Origin of the sequence: Kitasatospora sp. NPDC094015 (assembly GCF_040304075.1) — a bacterium.
Lineage (GTDB): Bacteria > Actinomycetota > Actinomycetes > Streptomycetales > Streptomycetaceae > Kitasatospora.
The window spans coordinates 107,790-129,605 of sequence record NZ_JBEOUL010000014.1 but is presented as its reverse complement, the minus strand read 5'-3'; the positions used below and the strand labels follow the sequence as shown (position 1 = coordinate 129,605).

Here is a 21,816-nt window from a genome sequence, read left to right as displayed (position 1 = left end):
CCGCTGCTGGTGGCGCGAATGGTAGCCGCGTCACCGCCCACACGGGCTTGCATCAGCCAGACTGGTCCGTTCGGGCGACCACCCACGGCCGGACTGGTGAATCGGCGGCAGCGTGAAGGTGAATTCTCGGCAACGTGAGGCCGATGCCTTGATCGCACCCGTACGGGAGCCGCCGCCCATGCGCTTACGCTGGCCGTATGGACGTGAATGTGGCCGCCGCCGCAGCCTGCGCCATAGCCGGGCTCGGCGTCGGCCTCACGGCCGCCATCGCCTTCCGTTGGAGTGAGCGCGAGCAGGCGAAGGGCAGCAGGAGCGGCAGGGCCGGCAACAGGACAGCTACGGGCGGACCGCTCGTTCAGGAACCCGGCCTGCCGCCGGGCGTGGACACCGTGCTCTCGGTGCTCCGCTCCTGCGCGATCGTGCTCGGCGAGGGCGACGAGGTGGTCAAGGCCAGCTCCGCCGCCTACGCCATGGGCCTGGTCAGAGGCGGCGCGATGGCCGTCGACCAGATGCTGGCGCTGGCCCGCGCGACCCGCCGGGACGGCGAGATCCGCCAGGTCGAGCTGGAGGTGCCCCGCCCCGGCGCGGCGCGCGCCGCCGAACCGCTGGCGGTCTCGGTCCGGGTCGCCCCGCTCGGCTCCCGGCTGGTCCTGGTGCTGGTCGAGGACCTGACCGACCGCCGGAGGATCGAGGCGATCCGCCGCGACTTCGTGGCCAACGTCTCGCACGAGCTGAAGACCCCGGTGGGCGCGCTCTCGCTGCTCTCCGAGGCCGTCGCCGACGCCTCGGACGACCCCGAGGCGGTCCAGCGGTTCGCCGGCCGGATGCAGGTCGAGGCGACCCGGCTGGCCAGCCTGGTCCAGGAGATCATCGACCTCTCCCGGGTCCAGGACGACCGCCTGCTGCCCGACCCCGAACCCGTGCCGGTGGACGAGCTGATCGCCGAGGCGATCGACCGCTGCCGCCAGCCGGCCGCCGCCAAGCAGATCCTGATCGCCGCCGGCGGCACCGGCGACCTCTACCTCGACGGCAACCGCGGCCAGCTGGCCGCGGCCCTCGGCAACCTGGTCGAGAACGCCGTCAACTACAGCCCGCCGCGCACCCGCGTCGCCATCGCCACCCGCCGCATCTCCAGTGCGGCCGCCCTCGGCGAGGCGGACGGCGAGCTGATCGAGATCTCGGTGACCGACCAGGGCATCGGGATCTCGGAGAAGGACCGCGAGCGGATCTTCGAACGCTTCTACCGGGTCGATCCCGCCCGCTCCCGGGCCACCGGGGGTACCGGTCTGGGCCTCTCGATCGTCAAGCACGTCGCCGCCTCGCACCGCGGCACCGTGTCGGTCTGGAGCGTCGAGGGCCAGGGCTCGACCTTCACCCTGCGGCTCCCGGCCGGCCAGGCCCCGGACCGCACCACCACTGCTTCCCCAACCCGTTCCGACGCGACCGCGTCGAACACCCTTCCTGCCCCGGAGGCCCGATCGTGACCCGAGTACTGGTGGTCGAGGACGAGGAGTCGTTCAGCGACGCCCTCTCGTACATGCTCCGCAAGGAGGGCTTCGAGGTGGCCGTGGCCGCCACCGGCCCCGACGCGCTGGAGCAGTTCGAGCGCAACGGCGCCGACCTGGTGCTGCTCGACCTGATGCTCCCCGGCCTGCCCGGCACCGAGGTCTGCCGCCAGCTGCGGGTCCGCTCCAACGTCCCGGTGATCATGGTCACCGCCAAGGACAGCGAGATCGACAAGGTCGTCGGCCTGGAGATAGGGGCCGACGACTACGTGACCAAGCCCTACTCCACCCGCGAGCTGGTCGCCCGGATCCGCGCGGTGCTGCGCCGCCGCGGTGAGGACGGCGACGGCGGGGGCGGCGGCGCCACCCCCGGCGCGCTCGAGGCCGGCCCGGTCCGGATGGACGTGGACCGCCACGTGGTGACCGTGGACGGCGCCAAGGTCGACCTCCCGCTCAAGGAGTTCGACCTGCTGGAGATGCTGCTGCGCAACGCCGGCCGGGTGCTCACCCGGATGCAGCTGATCGACCGGGTCTGGGGCGCCGACTACGTCGGTGACACCAAGACGCTGGACGTGCACGTCAAGCGGCTGCGGGCGAAGATCGAGCCCGACCCGGGCGCGCCCCGCTACCTGGTCACCGTCCGTGGCCTGGGCTACAAGTTCGAGCCGTAAACCGCTGCCGGTCCGGCACACACGAGAGGGCCCCTGCCGAGCAGGGGCCCTCTCGGGCGTTCGGGGTGCCTCAGTGGCCGGCGATCGGGCTGCCGGAGACCGAGCCGGAGGGGCTCGCCGCGCCGGAGACCGGGGCGGAGGGCGAGACCGGGGCGGACGGCGAGCCGGTGGCCGAGGGGGAGCCGGTCACGGGCGCGGACGGCGAGACCGGGGCGGACGGCGAGGCGGCGGTCGAGGGCGCGCTCTCCGCCTTCGGGCCGAAGGCCGCGTACTGGCCGCGGGCCGGCAGCACGGCGGCCGGCGAGGCGACCTGGCCGGCCGAGCCGAACACGAACGAGGTCGCGGCGAACCCGCCGACGTTCACCTTGGCCGAGGCCACGTGGGCGACCGGTTGCTCCGGGCCGCCGAGCAGCACCGCGGCGCCGGCCGGGATGACGATCTCCTTGATCGGGGCGCCCTTGGCGTCGGTGAAGGTCGCGGTCGAGCCCTCGCCGACGGTGATCGACTTCAGCGTCTCGGGCGTGCTGCCGCTGTTGCTGATGTTGACCGTGACGTTCGCCGGACCGGCGGCCTCGCCGGAGGCGCTGTCCTCGGTCACCACCACGATGTTGTTCAGCCGGAGGTTGTCGCCCAGCGAGGTGGACGCGTTGTCCGGCTTGACCTCCAGGGTGTCCGGGGAGTTCCCGGCGGCGCAGGCCGACAGCGGGACGATCGCGGCGAGGACGAGGGCGGCGATGGCGCCGCGTCGAAGGCTCCGGCTCACGGCGGCGACTTCTCCTTGGGTGAGATCACGGTGGATGTGGATCACGGTTGGTGGTCAGCGCTCAGACTACCCACCGCAGTTATCCGGTTCTCACGGGGTGGCCCCGTGTCGCGCACCGGTCCTGTGCCGGCCCCGACGGCCGGGTTCCGGGCGTGTCCGGACGGACCGGGGCCGCCACCGGCCGTGACGTGGCGCAGGTCACTGCCGGGGCGTGTGGCGAACGGAGGCAAAAACTCAAGATCAAACCATGGTTTCGGGAGTGTTGCCAGGGGTTTCGCCGACCTCTCGGACCGCCTCCGACCTGCGGGAAGCCTTCCTCGAACATCGGTCGCAGCATGTGATGGGGGTGATTGTCAAGCCCCGAGACCCGCCCTGACCTGCGAAAACGCCCTTCGGGTCGGCAGAAAAGCGTGTTATTCTGGAAAGCCACGGAAGGGGTCCTGTCACATGACGTTCAAGGTTGGCGACACGGTGGTCTACCCCCATCACGGGGCTGCGCTGATCGAGGCCATCGAAACTCGCCAGATCAAAGGTGTGGACAAGACCTACCTGGTGCTGAAGGTGCAGCAGGGAGACCTGACGCTGCGCGTGCCCGCCGAGAACGCTGAGTTCGTCGGTGTGCGTGACGTGGTGGGTCAGGAAGGTCTCGACCGGGTCTTCGAGGTGCTTCGTGCACCGTACACCGAGGAGCCCACGAACTGGTCCCGCCGCTACAAGGCGAACCTCGAGAAGCTGGCCTCGGGCGATGTCATCAAGGTCGCCGAGGTCGTCCGCGACCTGTGGCGCCGCGAGCGCGAGCGCGGCCTGTCGGCCGGCGAGAAGCGAATGCTCGCCAAGGCCCGGCAGATTCTGGTCAGCGAGCTGGCGCTGGCCGAGAACACCAACGAGGACAAGGCGGAGACGCTGCTCGACGAGGTGCTCGCCTCGTAAGGCGGTCCAGCTCCGTACGCCACGGCGCCCGATGCGGGTGTGCCACCAGGGACGCGCAGTCGTCCAGGGTGGTGCAGCAGCACCTCGGGCGCTTCGGCGTGTCCGCGGACGGCCACCACTGCGGGCGGTGGTCCACTAACGTGCAGCCGGAAGGGGGTCGTGCCGAGCGCCCGATGCGCACGGCAGGGCCATACCCACTGCGACGGAGGAGCGAAACCTGAACGCCACAGCACAACTCGCGGCGGCGGTGGTCCCGGCCGCGGGACGGGGCGAGCGGCTGGGCCCCGGAGCCCCCAAGGCCCTGCGGGAACTCGGCGGCGTACCGCTGCTGGTGCACGCGGTGCGGGCGCTGGCCCGCAGCCGTGCGGTCGGCCTGGTGGTGGTCGCGGCCCCGGCCGACGGCGTCCCCGAGGTCGTCGCGCTGCTGGACAGCCACGGCCTGGACGGCAAGGACGTCCGGGTGGTCGCCGGCGGCGCCACCCGGCAGGAGTCGGTCCGGCTCGGCCTCGCGGCCATCCCGGCCGACACCGCGGTGGTGCTGGTGCACGACGCCGCCCGCCCGCTGGTGCCGGTCGAGGTGGTGGACGCGGTGGCCGCCGCCGTTCGGGCCGGCGCCGAGGCCGTGGTGCCCGCCGTCCCGCTGGCCGACACCGTCAAGCGGGTCGAGCCGCAGCCGGCCGGTGGCCCCGAGCCGGTGCTGGACACCCCGGACCGCGCGAGTCTGCGCGCCGTGCAGACCCCGCAGGGCTTCCTGCGGGCGACCCTGCACGAGGTGCACGAGAAGGCGCTGGCCGAGGAGGCCGGGGGCGGCCTGCCGCCGGTCACCGACGACGCCGGGCTGGTGGAACGGTTCGGCGGCCGGGTGGTCGTGGTCCCGGGCCACGAGGAGGCCTTCAAGGTCACCCGCCCGCTGGACCTGGTGCTCGCCGAGGCCGTACTCGCCCGCAGGAGGGCCTCCGATGGCTTCTGAGCCGACCGAACCCACGATCGAACCCACCACCGCCCCGGCGGCCGCGCCGGTGATCCCGCTGGTCGGCATCGGCACCGACGTGCACGCCTTCGAGGCCGGCCGCCCGCTGCGGGTGGCCGGGCTGGACTGGCCGGACGCCGGGGACGGCCTGGCCGGCCACTCGGACGCCGACGTCGCCGCGCACGCGGCCTGCGACGCGCTGTTCTCCGCCGCGGGCCTGGGTGACCTGGGCGCGCACTTCGGCACCGACCGGCCGCAGTGGGCCGGCGCCGCGGGGGTGACCCTGCTGGCCGAGGCGGCCCGGATCGTGCGCGCCGCCGGCTTCGAGATCGGCAACGTGGCGATCCAGGTGATCGGGGTCCGGCCGAAGATCGGCAAGCGCCGGGCGGAGGCGCAGGCCGTGCTCTCGGCCGCCGTCGGCGCGCCGGTCTCGGTCTCCGGCACGACCACCGACGGCCTCGGCCTGACCGGCCGGGCCGAGGGGCTGGCCGCACTGGCCACCGCCCTGGTGTACCGGGCGGGTTGAGCCGATCCGGCGGTTGGCGAGTGTCCGGCCGCCCGGGCCGTGGGCGGGTGGGTAGCTTGGCCGTACCAGTCCGCTCGTCCACTGAGAAGAGGTCCAGATGGGTGCCGCACTCCCCGACCGGCTGAAGGAACTGCTCGACGACAAGACGTTCGCGGTGGTCTCGACCCTCCAGCCCGACGGCAGTCCGCAGTCCTCGGTGGTCTGGGTCAAGCGGGACGGCGACGAGATCGTGTTCTCGACCGTCCAGGGCCGCCGCAAGCACCTCAACATGGTCCGCGACGCCCGGATCAGCCTGGTGGTCAACCCGCCGGCGCACCCCTACACGTACGCGGAGGTGCGCGGGGAGGTCGTGATGACCACCGAGGGCGGCCGGGAGCTGATCGACGAGCTGTCCCGCAAGTACCGGGGCGAGGACTACGGGTTCGACGGGCCGGACGACGTCCGGGTGGTGGTGCGGCTGGCCCCGCGCAAGGTGGTCGGCAACATCTGAGCCGCCCGGGCGTGACCGGAAGGGGTGTCGCCGGCGGGGACTCCGGCCGGCGGCGCCCCTTCCGGCGTCCGCGGGGCCCGGGACCGGGCGGCGCCGGCCCGCGCAGCCGTACCGGACGCCGGGGGGACGCCGTTGACCTGGCGGTTTGACCGCCCGGCCGGCAGCGCGCCGGGAAAGGTGGCGAGGCACCCCCCACCGCCCACTACGCTTGACGCTGTGAGCCTTCGCCTGTACGACACCAACACCCGCCAGGTACGCGACTTCGTCCCGCTTGTACCGGGCTGTGTCTCCATGTACCTGTGCGGCGCGACCGTCCAGGCTGCCCCGCACATCGGACACATCCGGTCCAACCTCAACTTCGACGTGATGCGCCGTTGGTTCGGCTACCGCGGCTACCAGGTCACGTTCGTGCGCAACGTCACCGACATCGACGACAAGGTGATCGCCAAGGAGCGCGAGCTCGGCACCCCGTGGTGGGAGATCGCCTACACCAACGAGCGTGCCTTCAACGACGGTTACGAGGCGCTCGGCTGCCTGCCGCCGTCGGTGGAGCCGCGGGCGACCGGGCACGTCCCCGAGATGATCGAGATGATGCGGACGCTCATCGAGAAGGGGCACGCGTACGAGTCCGAGGGCAACGTCTACTTCGCCGTCACCACCTACCCGGACTACCTGGAGCTCTCCAACCAGGAGCTGGAGAACCTGCTGCAGCCGGCGGGCGCGGGGGAGACCGGCAAGCGCGACCCGCGCGACTTCGCGATGTGGAAGCGGGCCAAGGAGGGTGAGCCCAGCTGGGAGACCCCCTGGGGCCGCGGGCGCCCGGGCTGGCACCTGGAGTGCTCGGCGATGGCGCACAAGTACCTGGGCCGGGCCTTCGACATCCACGGCGGCGGGATCGACCTGATCTTCCCGCACCACGAGAACGAGATCGCCCAGTCCAAGGCGTTCGGCGACGACTTCGCCAACTTCTGGGTGCACAACGCCTGGGTGACCATGGCCGGCGAGAAGATGAGCAAGTCGCTCGGCAACTCGGTGCTGATCTCCGAGATGGTGCAGCGCTGGCGGCCGATCGTGCTCCGCTACTACCTGGCCGGCCCGCACTACCGCTCGATGATCGAGTACAGCGAGGAGTCGATCCGCGAGGCCGAGACCGCCTTCGCCCGGATCGAGGGCTTCGTCCAGCGGGTGGTCGAGGGCAGCGGCCCGGTGGACGCCGCCCCCGAGGTGCCGTTGGCCTTCGCCGAGGCGATGGACGACGACCTGGGCGTCCCGCAGGCGCTGGCCGTGGTGCACACCGCCGTGCGGCAGGGCAACAGCGCGCTCGCGGCGGGCGACAAGGAGAGCGCGGTGGCGCGGCTCGCCGAGGTCCGTGCGATGCTCGGTGTACTGGGTCTGGACCCGCTCGACGAGCACTGGGCCGGCACGGACCGGGGTGACGACCTGCACGGCGTGGTCGACTCGCTGGTCCAGCTGGTGCTGGAGCAGCGCCAGGCGGCCCGCGCCCGCAAGGACTTCGCCACCTCGGACGCCATCCGGGACCAGCTCACCCGGGCCGGTCTGGCGATCGAGGACACCCCGTCCGGCTCGCGCTGGACCATCAACAACCAGTAACCCCGTACCCGTCGGGGTGAGGGCCGGCCGCACCGTTCGCCGGTGCGGCCTCCCGTATGACGCAGAAGAGACAGGAAGTACAGCCATGGCCGGCAACAGCCAGCGCAGGAACCGCCGCAATCCCACTTCCAAGAAGGGCGCGAGTGTCGGTACCGGCGGCCACAGCCGGAAGGCGCTCCAGGGCAAGGGCCCGACCCCGCCCGGCGAGGCCCGCAAGGGTCACCCGAAGCAGCGCGCCGCCAACGCGGCCCTCAAGCGCGAGCGCGACGCCAAGTCCCGGGCCGGCATGCGCCGGGCCGGTGCGGGCGCCCGCGGCGGCCGCGGCGGCGCCGGCGCGGCCGAGCTGGTGGTCGGCCGCAACTCGGTGGTCGAGGCCCTGAAGGGCGGGGTGCCCGCCACCGCGCTCTACGTCATGCAGTTCATCGAGACCGACGACCGGGTCCGCGAGGCCTTCCAGGCCGCCAACGACCGCGGCGTGCCGCTGATGGAGGCCCCGCGCCCGCAGCTGGACCAGATGACCGGCGGGCTCAACCACCAGGGCCTGGTGCTCCAGGTCCCGCCGTACGAGTACGCGCACCCGGACGACCTGCTCGTGGACGCCACCGACAACGGCGAGCCGGCGCTGATCATGGCGCTGGACGGGGTCACCGACTCCCGCAACCTGGGCGCCGTGGTCCGTTCCGCGGCCGCCTTCGGCGCGCACGGCGTGGTCATCCCCGAGCGCCGCGCGGCCGGTATGACCGCCGGTGCCTGGAAGACCTCCTCCGGTGCGGCCGCCCGGCTGCCCGTGGCCCGGGCCACCAACCTCACCCGGGCGCTGGAGGCCTACCAGAAGGCCGGCCTGATGGTGGTCGGCCTGGCGGCCGACGGCGAGGCCGAGATCGGCGACCTGGAGCTGCTCAGCGGCCCCGTGGTGGTCGTGGCCGGCTCCGAGGGCAAGGGCCTGTCCCGGCTGGTCGCCGAGACCTGCGACATCCGGGTCCGGATCCCGATGCCGGGCGCCACCGAGTCGCTGAACGCCGGTGTCGCCGCGGGCATCGTGCTCTACGAGGCCGCGCGGCTGCGGGCCAAGGGCGGCTCGACCGCGTCCGCCTGACCGTCTGCGACAGCAGTTGTGAGCTGAACCGACCGGGTCCTTTCGGGCCCGGTCGGTTTTCTCATGATCATTTCAAAGCGGGGCCCGGAATCCACCCGGGAGAGTGTCCTAAGCGCCCGTCACCCGGTTAGAGGGGTGTGGACACCAGAACACCTCGGCGCCCCGGGCAGGGCGGCCCGGCGGGAATAGACTCCGGGCCCGCCCTCAACACGGTCAAGGTGCCGTCCGACCCGGCGAAGCTCAGCAGCACCCAGGCCAGCTTCCGGGTCAGGCTGGTCACCCCGGTGGATCCGCTGATCGACGCCCCCGCGGGCGCCGCCTTCGGCGACCCGTACGGCATGCGCAGCGGCGGCAACCCGTACGGGAACTCCTACCGCGCGGCGGGCCTCGGCACCCGCCCGACGGTCACCCCGCAGGTGGTCCTGCCGAGCACCGAGGTGCCGGCGATGGCCGGCATCGGCGGCGGCGCCCCGCGGCGCAAGGGCCGGGTCACGGCCGTCACCTGGAGCGGCCAGGCCGCCCCCGGCGACCTCGCCGCCACCCAGCTGCTGGAGGCCGTCCGGCTCAACACCGTCCCCGCCCCGGCCGGTGCGCCGGCCGGCGACGACACCCAGCGGCTCCCGCAGATCCAGCAGTACGGCCAGGCGGTCCCCCGGCAGCCCGGCTCGCCCGGGTCGAGCGGCGGGGGCCGCGCCGCCGCGCCGCCGTCCGAGCAGCCCGGCTGGGCCCCGTACGGGGAGCTGCCGGAGGTCTCGGCCGCCACCGCCGCCGAGGCCAAGCACCTGCGCGACCCGGGCCGCCGGGTCGACCTCGGCCTGGTCCTGCTGCCGCTGCGCGCGGTGCTCGGCTCGCTGTCGGTCTACGCCGGCTTCAGCAAGCTCTGCGACCCGGTGTACTTCGACGGCGGCGACCGCGGCTCGATGATGCGCTGGCTCTCCGCGCTGCACCCGTGGAAGGTCGCCACCCCGCTGCTCGACTTCGCGATGGCGCACCCGGTGGGCTCCGGCCTGGCGGTCGCCTTCACGGAGATCGTGGTCGGCGTGCTGACCATCCTGGGCCTGTGGCAGCGGCTGGCCGCCGGCGCGGCCATGCTGCTCTCCGCGGCGCTGCTGTTCACCGTGAGCTGGCGGGCCGTCCCGGTCTACGACGCTCCCGACCTGATCTTCCTGGCGGCCTGGAGCCCGCTGCTGTTCGCCGGCGCGCCGTTCGGCTCGCTGGACGGCCGGATCGCGCTCAACGCCTGGCGCCGGTACGGCTCCGGGGCGCCCGAGGCGCTGCGGCGCCGGGTGCTGCGGCGCGGCGCGGTGGTCACCGCGGTGGTGGTCGGGCTGACCCTGCTGACCGGGTCGATGCTGGGCGCCGCCGTGCGCACCGGCCGCACCGAGCAGGCGCCGGTCAAGCCGCCGACCGACTTCGGTTCGCCGATGTGGCCCGGGAACAGCCCCTCCGCGCCGCCCTCGCCCAGCCACAGCCCCTCGCCCACCCCGTCCCGGCCGGCGAGTTCGCCGCCGCCCTCCTCGCCCGCTCCGGGCAAGAGCAGCGGCAAGGCCAAGCCGTCCTCCGGGGCCAGCAGCACGCGCCCGGCGACCGGGGGCGGCAGCTCCGGACAGGGCGGTGGCGGCGGCGGATCGGCCCCCGGGAGCAGCAGCCCCCGGAGCACCACGCCGACCTCCCCCGGGCTGATCGGCGGGGTGCTCGGCAGCGGGCCGGTCGAGCTGCCCAAGCTCGGGCTGGAGCGGCAGGCGCAGGAGCCGCGGACGGGGGAGCAGCTGGTCTGACGGCGACCGGTGGCGGTGGACCCGCCGCCACCGGCGCCCGGTGAGCAACGGACGTACCCCCTGCCGGATTTGACGGGCAGGGGGTACGTCGTCGTGCGGGCGCGTGTCTGCTCGGCGGTGCCGTGCGGGCGCGTGTGCGGCGTCGGCGGGGGCGGGCCCGTCTCGGATCAGCCGTCGCCGCGGGCCGCGGCCAGCTCCTTGGCGGCCTCGGTGAGGTCCTTCGCGGTGTCGATGGCCCGCCAGTAGACGCCCTGCGGCAGCTGGTAGCCGGCCAGCCGCTTGGCGCGGGCGAGTTGGGGGAAGGTGGTGCGCTCGTGGTCGCCGACCTCGGGGAGCAGCTCGCGGAAGCCGGGGGCGAAGACGTACAGGCCGGCGTTGATCAGGAACGGCGAGGGCGGGGCCTCGATGAAGTCCAGCACGTTGCCGAACTGGTCGGTCTCCACCGCGCCCCAGGGGATCCGCGGCCGGGCCAGCGCGAGGGTGGCCAGGGCGTCCCGCTCGTGGTGGAAGGCGGCCATGTCGCGCAGGCTGAACCTGGTCCAGATGTCGCCGTTGGTGGCGTACCAGGCCTCGTCCGGGCGGGGGAGCGCGCGGGAGGCGTACTTCAGGCCGCCGCCGCGGCCGAGCGGCTCGTTCTCCACCACGGTCCGGACGTTCAGCGGCAGGTCGGCCTTGGCCAGCCAGTCCTCCAGCACCTCGGCGAGGTGACCGCAGGAGATCACCGCGTCCGTCACGCCCTCCGAGGCCAGCCAGGCCAGCTGGTGCCCGACGATCGGGATGCCCGTCCCGGGGATCTCGACCAGCGGCTTCGGACGGTCGTCGGTGTACGGGCGGAGCCGGGAACCCTGGCCGCCGGCGAGGATCACGGCCTGTGTGACGGTCTGCGTCGCGGGGTGCGGGGCTGCGGGTGCGGCCGGGTGCGCGGCAGGGTGTGCGGGCGTGGGTGAGACGGGCTGGGCGACGGCGGCTGCGAGTGGGTCGGGGCGCGTCGGTTCTGCTGTCATGCGGACACAATAGGGTCCGCGCGGAGGCGGACCCTACGGTGGACGGCGGTCGGGACGGGCGGGCCTCAGCCCACCACGCCGGCCGCGAACGAGCCGTCGCAGACCGGGCGGGCGAAGGAACGCGCGCGCTGGACGTCGCCCTGGTACTTGCGGACGGCGGCGCGGCCGAGGTCGGCCGAGAGGCTGCTGCAGTACGGCGTCAGCGAGGGCTTCTCCCGCATGGTGCGCTCCAGCAGGTCGAGCGCGGTGCCCGGGTTGTGGTTGCGCAGCTCCTCCAGCAGGTCGACGCGGAGCGCGTCCTGCGGGGCCAGGCCCTGGGAGCTGGGGGCGGTGGCGGTGCGCCCGATGGTGCCGTCACCGCTGGAGGCCGCGACCACCTGCTGGTCGAGCCCGGTCGGTGGCGCCCAGGGGACCCGGGTCACGGCGAGCGTGCCGGTGGTCACCAGGACGACCGGCAGGGTGAGGGCGACGGTCTGGCCGATGCGGCGAACGAGCTGTTTCACGCACAGGAGCGTAGCGGTGGGTGGCCGGGTCGGCGCGCTCCGTTACACCAATGAGTGAAGCGTGTCCCGTTTCGTTCCGTCATCGTGTTGACGCGGGCGGCCCGGACGGGTGTTCCCGGGGGTACGGGCGCCGGGGTACGACCGAGCCCCGGCCGCCCGCGAACGGGTCGGGCCGGGGCTCGGGTGGCGCTGGTGCTCGGCCGCTTCGGCCGCTTCGGCGGCTTCGGCGGCTTGGGCCGCGTCGGCCGGTTCAGCTGCTTCAGTTGCTTCAGTTGCTGAGGCGGGCGCCCGTGCTGGTGGAGAAGACGTGCGGCTCGCCGCCGTTCGGGACCACGTTGATGGTCTCGCCCTTGGCCGGGATCTGGCGGCCGTGCACGCGCACGACGATGTCCTTGTCCTCGCCGGCCACCTTGGTGGTGCCGTAGACGAAGCCGTCGGCGCCGAGCTCCTCGACCACGTTCACGGTGACCGCGACGCCCTCGATGCCGCCCGCGGGGACGATCTCGAAGTGCTCGGGGCGGATGCCGACGGTGACGTTCTTGTCGGTGCCGGCGCCGGCCAGGTCCTCGCGGGAGATGTTGATGACCGAGCCGCCGAACTTCACGCCGCCGTCGACCAGCGGGACCTCGACCAGGTTCATCGCGGGCGAGCCGATGAAGCCGGCCACGAAGAGGTTGGCCGGGCGGTCGTACATGTTGCGCGGGGTGTCGACCTGCTGCAGCAGACCGTCCTTCAGGACCGCGACGCGGTCGCCCATGGTCATGGCCTCGGTCTGGTCGTGGGTGACGTAGACCGTGGTGATGCCCAGGCGGCGCTGCAGGCCGGCGATCTGGGTGCGGGTGGAGACGCGGAGCTTGGCGTCCAGGTTGGACAGCGGCTCGTCCATCAGGAATACCTGCGGCTGGCGGACGATCGCCCGGCCCATCGCGACACGCTGGCGCTGGCCGCCGGAGAGCGCCTTCGGCTTGCGGTCCAGGTAGTCGGTGAGGTCGAGGATCTTCGCCGCCTCCTCGACCTTGGTGCGGATCTCGGCCTTGTTGACGCCGGCGATCTTGAGCGCGAAGCCCATGTTGTCCGCGACGGTCATGTGCGGGTAGAGCGCGTAGTTCTGGAACACCATCGCGATGTCCCGGTCCTTCGGCGGCAGGTGCGTCACGTCGCGCTCGCCGATCCGGATGGCGCCGCCGTTGACGTCCTCCAGGCCGGCCAGCATGCGGAGGCTGGTGGACTTGCCGCAGCCGGAGGGGCCGACGAGGACGAGGAACTCGCCGTCCTCGACGTGCAGTTCCAGGGCGTCGACGGCGGGCTTGGTGCCGCCCGGGTAGAGGCGGGTCGCCTTGTCGAACGTGACAGAAGCCATGGCTGTGCTCTCCTTCACCGGCAGGAACGTGCCGGACGATCCGAGTAAAGGGCTGGATTGTCGTGCGCCCGCCCTCACCGTCGTAGTGGTCTGGACCACGGATGAGAGCCGACTCCTGGCGACCGTACCCGCCCGTTCATCCGCTTGTCAGCCCCCGGAGGCGGGCGATTTCGGCATCGGTCCGATCACAACCGGGACACATCCCCCAAACCGCCGCCCACCCCCGGTATCCCCCGGCGACTGTCGCCCCCTCCCGGTACACTGCCCCTGGTGCCGCCGTGGTCCGCCGCGGACGGTCACCGTGCCTCCTTAGCTCAGCTGGCCAGAGCACCGCTCTTGTAAAGCGTAGGTCGTCGGTTCGAATCCGACAGGAGGCTCTTCTTTTCACCCTGGATGAGCTGCAGCTTTGGCCTTCTGGGGGCTTGATCACCGGCCTCGGACTCCTGGTCCGAGGCCGTTTGCGTGAGCGGATGGCGTGATCGCCTTGGTGTCGGTGGCGGACTGGGCATCCTTGCGTGGTTTCACGGCCCGCGGAACGAGGCGGGCTGACGCCTCTGCGATGGCCCGGTCGACCTGGGGGAGCAGGGTCGTGTAGGTGTCCGAGGTGATGCCGATCGAGGAGCGGCCGAGCATCTCCTTGATCGTGTGGAGGTCCGCTCCGGCTGCGTGAGCGAGGCTCGCCGCGCCGTGCCGGAGGTCGTGCAGGCGGAGCGGCGGGAGACCGGCCTCCTCGTACAGCTCGCGAAACCGGTCGGTCACGGACATGGGGTGTAGCCACTCGCCGTTCTCCTTGGTGAAGACCCGGCCGTTCTCGACCCAGGCGGCACCCCACTTCTCGCGGTCGGCGTGCTGCTGGAGGCGGTGCTCCTTCAGGACGGCCACGGTGGCGGAGTCCAGCGCGATGGTGCGGGCGCCCGCGTCGGTCTCATCGCGATAATGGACCTCTCCAACGACCTCCGCGAGGCCCTTCCTCAGCCGCAGCAGCGCCTGCTCCGCTGGTGTGACACCGGCACCACGAGACCTCTCGGCCATCGGCCGTTGCTGCAGGTCGAGTCAGGTGGCCTGGAGGTGTCCCGGGGTGAGGTGGTCAACGTCTTGTTGTGGATCACCGACCAGGACCTGAAGGCAGGCAGGTTCGACGGCGTTCGCCACGGTTTCGAGGTCGCCTGACCGAGGCGGGTTTGCCAGGAGACTCCTGCCCGATTGACGCATGGCCGCCCGCACATGGGTTGGGTGGGCGGCCATGCGTCAATCGGGCAGGGGGGTGCGGCATCGAGCTACGCCTGCAAGATCAGCTGCGGCGTAGGAGCTTGCCCCGGCCCCGATGGCGCCCGGCTTGTCGCCCGGCAGGCAGATCGACGGCAGCGGGGTCAGCAGGCTGCTGAGGCAGGGCTGGCTCGTCGTTGAGGAGTATCGATCGCCAGACGCGCTCCTGCAGCTCCTTGATACAGGGCCCGCACGCGTACATCGGTGCTTGGGCACCAGCCACGTGTGCCGGTCCGATCCACAGGACGCGTGTCCACTGCTGGCCGCAGTAGAGCCAGCAGAAGCCGTCGACCCACTGATTGCCGTCGTTCGTGGCTGCCGGGGCGGGCCGGCCCCCACGGGCGAACTCGGCGATTCCGGGAAGCACCACAGGGGGCAGTGCCAGTTCCGTAAGCACAGCTCAGCTCCCAGGCTCAGTGGTCCTGGGCGGCCACGTCGGTCGAGCGGCCACCGATGGTCGTGCCGATGCCGTCCTTCTCGGCGTCGGCGAACAGGAGGGTGGGCTCGGCGAGGATGTCGCGGCCGGCCTCGCTCTTGTAGATCTCGTCGACGCTGCCGAACCGGGCTTCGGAGTAGTCGAGTTCGAGCAGTGCGGCGGCTTGGCGGACGGAGGCCTCATCGGGCCCCTCGATCTCCACGAAGGTGGAGAGGTCGGGCCAGGTGTCGAAGTCGAAGGCGACCTCGCCCAGGCGCCACTCCTCGCGGTAGTTCTCCTGGTAGCGGACCTCGCGCAGGCCGAGACTGCGGAGGATCTCGGCCATGGCGTGCAGGTCGGTGACCTCGGTCTCGATCTCGGTGGTCCCGTTGATGCTGCTGGCGTCGGTGACCTGCTTGAGTGTCAGGGTTGAGCGGATGCCCTCGTCGCGGAGGCGGACCCACTGGCTGGTGTCCAAGGCGTCATTCTCGAAGATCTTGCGGGTGAGCAGGGTTCGGGGGAATGCCTGGACGGCGCCGAGCTCCACCAGCTTCGCCTGGAGACCGGCGACATCGACGGACAGGAACTTCGCCTCGTACTCGTGCTTCATGTGGGCTTCCTCTTTCAGGTGTTGGAGGGGCTGGGCGTGAGCGCTGCGACCATCAGGCCCATACGGTGGGTGTGGTCCTGGAGCTGGCCGACATGGGCTCGCTCGGTGAACTCGCCGGTCCGGAGGGTCAGCAGGACCTGCCAGACCGTGGGGAAGAGGCGGATGAGCTTCTCGGGAGACGTGTAGTGCTCGACGAGCTGGTGGCGAGCCTCGACGGGCATCATGAACTCCGCGCCGAACAGGCCGCCTGGGCGGACGAGGAGCCGCATGCGGGCGATGAATTCGGCCAGCGGACGGTGGTGGTTGGCACTGTAGTGCCACGAACAGCTCGTCCAGACGGCGTCGCAGACGGCGCTGAGGGGATCGGAGTTGAGGAAGTCCTCCTCGATGACCTGCACCCGGTCGTAGAGCTCTTCGAGCTTGAGGCGGTCGGCCAGGCCCAGAGCATGGGCGTTGACGTCACCCGGAAGGTGGACCTGGCCACCGTGCAGCGCGAACGGGTCACGTTCGATGGCGATGACGCGGTAGCCGGCAGCAGCGAGCGGCAGGACGAACTTCCCGTCGCTCGCACCGACGACCGCGATCGTCGCGTCAGGGGAGACGTGCTCCTTGAGCGCGGCGAGGTACTGGGGGAAGAAGGTGAGGGTGTGCTCCCACAGGCTCTCTGTCTGCACGGCGGTGAGCTCCTTCCGTGTCGGTGGCGAGGATGGCCTGAACGACCTGGTGCGGCGCGAGGCCGGTGGTGTCGACCGGCTGCATGGGGAACTCGGCGTAGGCATCGGTGATGAGCGCGGAGCTCTTCTCGCCGAGGGCGTCCCAGCGGGAGAGCGGCTTGTCACGCGCGGCGAGCCGCCGTCGGCGCTCGTCCTCCGCACACACCAGTTGGTAGGTCACGGGCTGCGGCAGGTCGGCCGGGAGTGCGACGCCCAGCCTGGAGCCCAAAGCCTGGTGGTTGGCCAGGCATCGGGCGAAGTAGCTCTCCACGACGACTGGGATGCCGGCGTCGAGGCAGCGCTGTATCTGGTCGGCGGCGGTGAACAGCGCGGAGAGGTAGAAACACATCCGGGCCTCGACGTTCTCCCGCTTGTCGACCTCGCGCCGCAGAGGCTGGTAGAAGTCCGGCACGGTGGGGACGAGTACGGCCTCGCGGGCGGCGGCGAGCATCGGTGCGACGGTCGACTTGCCGGTCCCGCGCAGCCCTTCGAGGCTCTCGAACAGTGGGCGGTCAGACACGGGCGTACACCACGTCGGGCACCGCGAGGGTGAGCTCGTCGGTGGCGCTGGGCCGGTGGACGATGTGGCCGGTGGCCTTGTCGTACCAGAAGGCGTGGGAGTCCTTGCCGACGGCCTTGCAGGACATGGTGAGCGCGCCCCGAGGGTCGGACTCGATCCGCTCGATCTCGCGCGGACCGCCGACGGGAGCGCAGATCTCCGGGGCGCCGTCGGCGGAGAGGTCCTCGTCCACGATCACCTCGATGGCGAGGTCCGCGGCCTGGAGGGATTCGCGCAAGCGGGCGTAGGCGCCGGGGTCCGTGACGATCAGCTCGGGATGGTCAGCGGCGTGGCCGACCGGACGCAGGCAGTGCAGCTTCAACTGCTGGGCGCCGAAGTCCTGGAGGGTGCGGGCGAGCGGCAGCACATCGTCGATGTTGCGGGCGTTGACCGTCATGGTCGCGCCCGTGGCGACCCCGAGTTCCCGTGCGAGATCGAGAGCGCTGAGCGCGCCCTGGTAACTGCCGAGCTTGCGGAGGCGGTCGTTGGTCGCGCCGACGCCCTCCAGAGAGACGCGCAGGACGTCCAGGTAGGGAGCGATCTCGGTGAGGCGACGCTCGATGCGGTAGCCATTGGTGCAGATCTCGACCTGAAGGCCCAGCTCCTGCTTGGCGTGGCGGACGACCTGCGGTAGGTCCTTGTAGACAAAGGGTTCGCCACCGAGAAGGGTGACGGCGTCGGTGCCGTACTTCTCCCGCATCAGGGTCATCAGGCTGATCGCCTCGTCGGCGGTGAAGGCGTCGGCGTGCTTGAGCCGCTCGCCGTGGAAGCAGAACAGGCACTCGAAGTTGCAGCGGTAGAGCAGCTGCAGATACAGCATCCGGATCCGCTGGATCCCGGTCACGTCCTCGATCACGTCGGCCTCCCCTGGCCTCAAGGCTGATTGGAGACCTTGATGCTGGCCCCGAGGACCAGGACACCGTCACCGCTTACCGGGACAGTTCGAGGACGTCCTGGGACGTTTTCAGTGCGAAACGAACGCCTCCAGCCGGGCCAGAAGACCAGGTGTGTCCGAGAGGTCGGGCAGCACCTCTACCGCGCCGGCGGCAGACAGCTCGGCCGAGGTGTGGACGCCTGTGGAGACCGCAATGACCTCAGAGCCGGAGACGAGGGCTGCTTCGACGTCCCTAGGGGTGTCACCGACCAGGACAACAGGGGTACCACCGGGAAGGCAACGCTGAGCCCTGACCCGCTCGCGGGCGACGGCCACCAGATCAGGTCGCTCCACGGCGTCCGCGCCGTAGGCCCCGACGGACAGGTCCACGAGTGTGTCGAGACCGAACGCCCCCAGCTTCACTCGGGCGTTAGCAGCGATGTTGCCGGTCAGAACCGAGGACACCCAACCGACCCGTTCCGAGGCGGCCTTGAGCGCCTCGCGTACGCCCGGCAGCACCGCTCCCCGCCGCGCCAACTCCTCGAACCGTGCGGCGCCCGCCGCCTGCAGAGCACCCTCGACGCTGTCCCAGCCTGGCATAGGAAGACTGTTGCGGAGGAACATGTCCTGCATGATCAGCCGATCCGTCCGGCCCTCCGTTGCCGCCGCTACTGTCGGTGCCCGGCCCGCGAGAGCTTTGAACGCGGCGGCGTAGATCTCCTTGCTCACCCCGGCGTTGTCGATGAGAGTGTGGTCGATGTCCCACAGGATGATGAGCGGCATATCGCCAGCGTAAGCATCCTGTCGCACCGTCAGCACCAGCGAAACGTCCCGCAACGTCCTTGCGGGCCACCGCCCGCCTCGGCTTGTATAGCCTCCGTGAACGAGCGACTTCGCTCCGTACTCGCCCAGCGCGGCCTCTCACCCGAGTCGCTCGCCGCCGCGTGCGAGGTGGACCCCAAAACCGTAGGCCGCTGGCTCGGCGGCCGCGTGCCCCATCCACGGCACCGCTTCACGGCCGCCCAGCACCTACGAGTGGAAGAGACCTTCCTCTGGCCGGCCCTGCAGCCCAGGACCAACCGGACGGCCGCCACAGGTGCCGAACTCATCGGCACCTACCCCAACCGGGCCAGCGTCCCCAGAGAGACGTGGCTGACCCTTCTGCAGGAGGCCGAGGCCCGCATCGAGGTGCTCGTCTTCTCCGGGACGTTCTTCGCGCAGTCGAATCCGCACGTCGCGCGCATGCTCGCCGAGCGCGCCGCCGATGGCGTCCGCGTTCGGCTGTGCTTCGGCAACCCGAACGGCCAGGCAGTCTCGCTCCGGGGCCGCGAGGAAGGCATCGGCGATGCCCTCGCCGCCAAGATCCGCGCCTCCCTTACCTACTACCGCAGCCTGCTCACCGTGGCTGGCTGCGAGGTACGCCTTCACGACACGACGCTGTACAACTCGCTCTTCCGCTACGACGACAACCTTCTGATCAACCCGCACGTCTGGGGTCAGCCGGCCAGCGCCAACCCTCTGCTCCACCTCCAGAGAGTCGACACCACCGGCTGGTTCGACAACTACGCTCAGAGCTTCGACGCCGTCTGGGGCACTGCATGCCCATGGACGTCCGACTTGGAGGGGACCATCACGCATGGGCAGGACTGAGTTCTACAACGACCCCGCCGCTCCCAAGGCCAACACCCTCATCCCCGCCAGCAACCTGCTTGTCGTCGACGAGAGCGGCGCCATCCTGCTCCAGCGCCGCCGCGACACAGGCCAGTGGGCCCTGCCCGGCGGCGCACAGGACATCGGCGAGACCGCCGCCGAGTGCGCCGTCCGTGAATGCCTGGAGGAGACCGGCATCACCGCCGAGATCACTGGCTTCCTCGGCGTCTACACCAACCCGCGCCACATTGTCGCGTACACCGACGGCGAGGTCCGCCAGCAGTACGAGAACACCTACATCGGCCGCCCCACCGGCGGTGAGCCGACCGTCAACGACGAAGCCGACGGCGTCTGCTGGATCCAGCCCGCCGACCTCGACCAGTACGACATCCACGCCAGCATGCGCCAGCAGATCGGCGACTACCTCGCCGGCACCTACCCCTACCTCGGCTGAGCCGCCAGCGTCGCCTCCACCCGCGCCACCGCCGCGAAGATCTCCGGCGACGCCCGACGGATGAACCGCCCCACCACGCTGTCCGCCCCGTAGCGGCCCACGATCTCCGCAACCCGCTCGTCGGCCGTCGTTCGGGCCCCGTCGGGCGTCGTCGTCATGTCGCAGTACACCAGTGCATCCACCAGCCGCTGATCTTCCAGCAGTGGGAACTCCGCCTCCAGCACGTCGCGCAGCCCGCGCTCCTCAGCCTCCAGCAACGCGAACGAGTGATTCGCCACCAGCCGCACCAGCCGATCATCCGCTCCATGGACGTCACGAAGGAACCGGGCGCCATCGAGCGGATGGAATGATGTCACTGCCAGCCTTGGTGCGTACCCGACATCGTGCAGCACAGCGGCCGAGCGGAGAAGCACCGCATCCTCACCCAGCACGTGCACAAGGTCGGCCGCGTGCTCCACCACACCCTGCGAGTGCGCCCACCGCCGCGGGAGCGCCATGGCCAGCTCTGCTTCGGCAACACGCCACGCCCACTGGCCCAATCCTTCTCTCATGCTCCGGTGTATGCCCGGCGGAATCTGGCGCAATCCACCGGGACGTTGCGCCGGCGTCGTTGGTGCGTTCGTCATTCCCGTGGACTCGCACGACTGCACGGACGAGTGTCAGGGATGCCGTGATCGATGCACCCTGGCGCGATCTGGTCGAGGGAGCGAGCAGGTCTGCACGCGGGCTTCCCCCAAGGAGGCAGTCAGGATGCTCTGCCCGGCGTCGCGAATCGAGTCGTGTCCACTCCGCCATGGGGGTTTGCCGTTCACGCTCTTGCTGGAGATCAAGAAGCGCCTACCTTTCTGAGTAATCGTCAACATATGTACGATGCAGGTTCATTGGGGGAGCTCGGATGCCCGAGCATGTCGACTCGACGGACGAGGAAGATCGGCGTGAGATGTTCGGAGAGGCCCGGGACCGGGGCCTGGACACAGTCGTGGATGCACTGCCAGACATCGAGGGTCGCGGGAAGGTGACGCTGGCGCAGGAAGACCGCTCACTCGTGAAGCCCGTGCGCGTGGGCTATCGATCCTCGACCGCCAGTGGGTGATCCCGGACAACCGCCTCATGGTGGTGCCACGACCAGACCTCTGGCGCGTCAGGGGCGCTCAGCAGGCGTCCTGCTTTCACGTCGGGAGGTGGACCTTCGCCGACGCGCAGTCGTGGCTGACGCCGGAGTTGCTGCTCGGCGAGGTGCGGGACGAGATCGACCGGCTCAACGGCCGGCCGGACTCGACGGGTCGGTGCCCGGCCGTGGCGGAGACGTACCTCGTCGGGCCGAGCGAGGAGGGGCGTGCCGCGCTGCGCGACGCCTACCTGGCGATCCCCGAGCACTTCCGTCACTACGCGCTCGGGGACATGGACCGCAAGGACTGGCCGCTGAAGGTGCTGGTGGCCGGCCTCGGCGGGACGATGCACGGTTCCGAGCGGGTGGTCACCGAGTCGATGCACCGGGAGGCGCTCGACTACTTCGAGGAGCGCAGTAAGGCGATCGGGCGCCGGAAGAGCCGGGTCCCCGCCGATGGTCCGGACGAGCCGCGCGGCACCGCGATCGAGCTGCCGCACGTCCACCACCCGAAGGGCACGCCCGCCGAGGCCGGCCTGCTGGTGCTGCGCAACGACTACCCGGCGCCCGTGCTGCTGGACGGCGTGCCGTACCCGACCGTCGGCCACGCCTACTGGGCGCTGTCCACCGCCGACGAGGACCACCGGGCCGCGATCCGGGCCGCCGGGACGGGCTACGCCGCCCGCCGGGCCGCCGAGCAGGCACCCCGTCGGCCCGGCTGGGAGCAGGCCCGCACCGCCGTCATGGCCCGCCTGCTGCGCGCCAAGTTCGCCCAGCACCCCGAGCTGGCCGAGGTGCTGCTGGGCACCGGTGACGCCGCGCTCCGCTACTCGGACGGCGACTCCCCGCGGTTCTGGGGCCAGCACGGCAAGGAGGGCCGCAACTGGATGGGCCGCCTGCTGGAGCTGGTCCGGGCGGAGCTGTCCGCGGAGCGCTACGGCCTGCTCGGCTGAGCCGTCC

The 21,816-nt window shown here is 71.3% G+C and carries 25 protein-coding genes and 1 tRNA gene; 15 read left to right on the top strand and 11 right to left on the bottom strand.

Annotated features, from left to right (window positions below; all coding sequences use genetic code 11):
* The first annotated feature begins 197 nt into the window (after window positions 1-197).
* The gene (locus tag ABT014_RS18870) at window positions 198-1,484 is read left to right on the top strand and encodes a sensor histidine kinase (RefSeq protein ID WP_350640095.1); all 1,287 of its coding nucleotides are present in this window, start codon (window positions 198-200) and stop codon (window positions 1,482-1,484) included.
* Entirely contained in the window at window positions 1,481-2,176 is a 696-nt protein-coding gene (gene phoP, locus ABT014_RS18865) for a two-component system response regulator PhoP (protein WP_350640094.1), read from the top strand. The genes ABT014_RS18870 and phoP overlap by 4 nt, the downstream gene beginning before the upstream one ends.
* A gap of 70 nt (window positions 2,177-2,246) precedes the next feature.
* Here phoP and ABT014_RS18860 read toward each other — a convergent pair whose 3' ends face one another.
* Window positions 2,247-2,939, bottom strand: a complete 693-nt coding sequence (locus ABT014_RS18860; protein ID WP_350640093.1) for a DUF461 domain-containing protein — start codon at window positions 2,937-2,939, stop codon at window positions 2,247-2,249.
* Between the two features lie 447 nt (window positions 2,940-3,386).
* On the opposite strand from ABT014_RS18860, the gene ABT014_RS18855 reads away from it, so the two are divergent.
* The 7 genes from ABT014_RS18855 to ABT014_RS18825 all read left to right on the top strand — a co-directional run bounded on the left by ABT014_RS18855 (window position 3,387) and on the right by ABT014_RS18825 (window position 10,340).
* The gene (locus tag ABT014_RS18855) at window positions 3,387-3,869 is read left to right on the top strand and encodes a CarD family transcriptional regulator (protein WP_014136563.1); all 483 of its coding nucleotides are present in this window, start codon (window positions 3,387-3,389) and stop codon (window positions 3,867-3,869) included.
* Window positions 3,870-4,116: 247 nt separating this feature from the next.
* A complete protein-coding gene (gene ispD / locus ABT014_RS18850) occupies window positions 4,117-4,839 on the top strand; it encodes a 2-C-methyl-D-erythritol 4-phosphate cytidylyltransferase (RefSeq protein ID WP_502895019.1) in 723 nt (240 codons plus the stop codon).
* Entirely contained in the window at window positions 4,829-5,365 is a 537-nt protein-coding gene (ispF, locus tag ABT014_RS18845; RefSeq protein ID WP_350640092.1) for a 2-C-methyl-D-erythritol 2,4-cyclodiphosphate synthase, read from the top strand. Before ispD ends, ispF begins: the two co-directional genes overlap by 11 nt.
* 97 nt (window positions 5,366-5,462) lie before the next feature.
* A complete protein-coding gene (locus ABT014_RS18840) occupies window positions 5,463-5,855 on the top strand; it encodes a PPOX class F420-dependent oxidoreductase (RefSeq protein ID WP_350640091.1) in 393 nt (130 codons plus the stop codon).
* 216 nt (window positions 5,856-6,071) lie between these two features.
* Window positions 6,072-7,466, top strand: coding sequence for a cysteine--tRNA ligase (gene cysS, locus ABT014_RS18835; RefSeq protein WP_350640090.1), 1,395 nt, complete (start codon window positions 6,072-6,074; stop codon window positions 7,464-7,466).
* Between the two features lie 85 nt (window positions 7,467-7,551).
* A complete protein-coding gene (gene rlmB / locus ABT014_RS18830) occupies window positions 7,552-8,562 on the top strand; it encodes a 23S rRNA (guanosine(2251)-2'-O)-methyltransferase RlmB (RefSeq protein ID WP_350640089.1) in 1,011 nt (336 codons plus the stop codon).
* 218 nt (window positions 8,563-8,780) lie between these two features.
* On the top strand, window positions 8,781-10,340 hold the full coding sequence (locus ABT014_RS18825) for a DoxX family membrane protein (RefSeq protein ID WP_350640088.1): 1,560 nt from the start codon (window positions 8,781-8,783) through the stop codon (window positions 10,338-10,340).
* A 167-nt stretch (window positions 10,341-10,507) separates the two neighbouring features.
* Here the strand turns inward: ABT014_RS18825 and ABT014_RS18820 are convergent, their stop codons facing one another.
* The 3 genes from ABT014_RS18820 to ABT014_RS18810 form a co-directional block, all read right to left on the bottom strand.
* Window positions 10,508-11,344, bottom strand: a complete 837-nt coding sequence (locus tag ABT014_RS18820; RefSeq protein ID WP_350640087.1) for a nucleotidyltransferase family protein — start codon at window positions 11,342-11,344, stop codon at window positions 10,508-10,510.
* 65 nt (window positions 11,345-11,409) lie between these two features.
* On the bottom strand, window positions 11,410-11,847 hold the full coding sequence (locus ABT014_RS18815) for a hypothetical protein (protein ID WP_350640086.1): 438 nt from the start codon (window positions 11,845-11,847) through the stop codon (window positions 11,410-11,412).
* Window positions 11,848-12,115: 268 nt separating this feature from the next.
* Window positions 12,116-13,207, bottom strand: a complete 1,092-nt coding sequence (locus tag ABT014_RS18810; protein ID WP_350640085.1) for an ABC transporter ATP-binding protein — start codon at window positions 13,205-13,207, stop codon at window positions 12,116-12,118.
* Window positions 13,208-13,510: 303 nt separating this feature from the next.
* Here ABT014_RS18810 and ABT014_RS18805 point away from each other — a divergent pair.
* Window positions 13,511-13,584 (top strand) — tRNA-Thr (locus tag ABT014_RS18805).
* Between the two features lie 49 nt (window positions 13,585-13,633).
* On the opposite strand, the gene ABT014_RS18800 is transcribed toward ABT014_RS18805, so the two are convergent.
* Complete coding sequence (locus tag ABT014_RS18800; RefSeq protein ID WP_502895018.1) at window positions 13,634-14,239, bottom strand: tyrosine-type recombinase/integrase; 606 nt, start codon at window positions 14,237-14,239, stop codon at window positions 13,634-13,636.
* On the opposite strand from ABT014_RS18800, the gene ABT014_RS18795 reads away from it, so the two are divergent.
* Window positions 14,144-14,377: a hypothetical protein gene (locus ABT014_RS18795; RefSeq protein ID WP_350640083.1), complete on the top strand. Its 234-nt coding sequence runs from the start codon at window positions 14,144-14,146 to the stop codon at window positions 14,375-14,377. The two genes, ABT014_RS18800 and ABT014_RS18795, sit on opposite strands and share 96 nt — an antisense overlap.
* 509 nt (window positions 14,378-14,886) lie before the next feature.
* On the opposite strand, the gene ABT014_RS18790 is transcribed toward ABT014_RS18795, so the two are convergent.
* The 5 genes from ABT014_RS18790 to ABT014_RS18770 form a co-directional block, all read right to left on the bottom strand.
* Window positions 14,887-15,498, bottom strand: coding sequence for a class IV adenylate cyclase (locus ABT014_RS18790; protein ID WP_350640082.1), 612 nt, complete (start codon window positions 15,496-15,498; stop codon window positions 14,887-14,889).
* Between the two features lie 14 nt (window positions 15,499-15,512).
* The gene (locus tag ABT014_RS18785) at window positions 15,513-16,172 is read right to left on the bottom strand and encodes a class I SAM-dependent methyltransferase (protein ID WP_350640081.1); all 660 of its coding nucleotides are present in this window, start codon (window positions 16,170-16,172) and stop codon (window positions 15,513-15,515) included.
* Complete coding sequence (locus ABT014_RS18780; protein WP_350640080.1) at window positions 16,090-16,731, bottom strand: P-loop nucleotide/nucleoside kinase family protein; 642 nt, start codon at window positions 16,729-16,731, stop codon at window positions 16,090-16,092. Before ABT014_RS18780 ends, ABT014_RS18785 begins: the two co-directional genes overlap by 83 nt.
* Window positions 16,724-17,626: a radical SAM protein gene (locus ABT014_RS18775; RefSeq protein WP_350640079.1), complete on the bottom strand. Its 903-nt coding sequence runs from the start codon at window positions 17,624-17,626 to the stop codon at window positions 16,724-16,726. Before ABT014_RS18775 ends, ABT014_RS18780 begins: the two co-directional genes overlap by 8 nt.
* A 108-nt stretch (window positions 17,627-17,734) precedes the next feature.
* Window positions 17,735-18,427, bottom strand: a complete 693-nt coding sequence (locus tag ABT014_RS18770; RefSeq protein ID WP_350640078.1) for an HAD family hydrolase — start codon at window positions 18,425-18,427, stop codon at window positions 17,735-17,737.
* Between the two features lie 96 nt (window positions 18,428-18,523).
* Between ABT014_RS18770 and ABT014_RS18765 the strand changes: the two genes are divergently transcribed.
* A complete protein-coding gene (locus ABT014_RS18765) occupies window positions 18,524-19,294 on the top strand; it encodes a DUF5919 domain-containing protein (RefSeq protein WP_350640077.1) in 771 nt (256 codons plus the stop codon).
* Complete coding sequence (locus tag ABT014_RS18760; RefSeq protein ID WP_350640076.1) at window positions 19,281-19,748, top strand: NUDIX hydrolase; 468 nt, start codon at window positions 19,281-19,283, stop codon at window positions 19,746-19,748. Before ABT014_RS18765 ends, ABT014_RS18760 begins: the two co-directional genes overlap by 14 nt.
* On the opposite strand, the gene ABT014_RS18755 is transcribed toward ABT014_RS18760, so the two are convergent.
* Window positions 19,736-20,299: an HD domain-containing protein gene (locus ABT014_RS18755; protein ID WP_350640075.1), complete on the bottom strand. Its 564-nt coding sequence runs from the start codon at window positions 20,297-20,299 to the stop codon at window positions 19,736-19,738. The genes ABT014_RS18760 and ABT014_RS18755 overlap by 13 nt on opposite strands.
* 344 nt (window positions 20,300-20,643) lie before the next feature.
* Between ABT014_RS18755 and ABT014_RS18750 the strand changes: the two genes are divergently transcribed.
* Together ABT014_RS18750 and ABT014_RS18745 are read left to right on the top strand one after the other, a co-directional pair.
* Window positions 20,644-20,841 (top strand): hypothetical protein, encoded by a 198-nt coding sequence (locus tag ABT014_RS18750; protein WP_350640074.1) that lies wholly within the window; start codon window positions 20,644-20,646, stop codon window positions 20,839-20,841.
* A gap of 23 nt (window positions 20,842-20,864) precedes the next feature.
* Complete coding sequence (locus ABT014_RS18745) at window positions 20,865-21,809, top strand: NADAR family protein (protein ID WP_350640073.1); 945 nt, start codon at window positions 20,865-20,867, stop codon at window positions 21,807-21,809.
* Window positions 21,810-21,816: the final 7 nt, after the last annotated feature.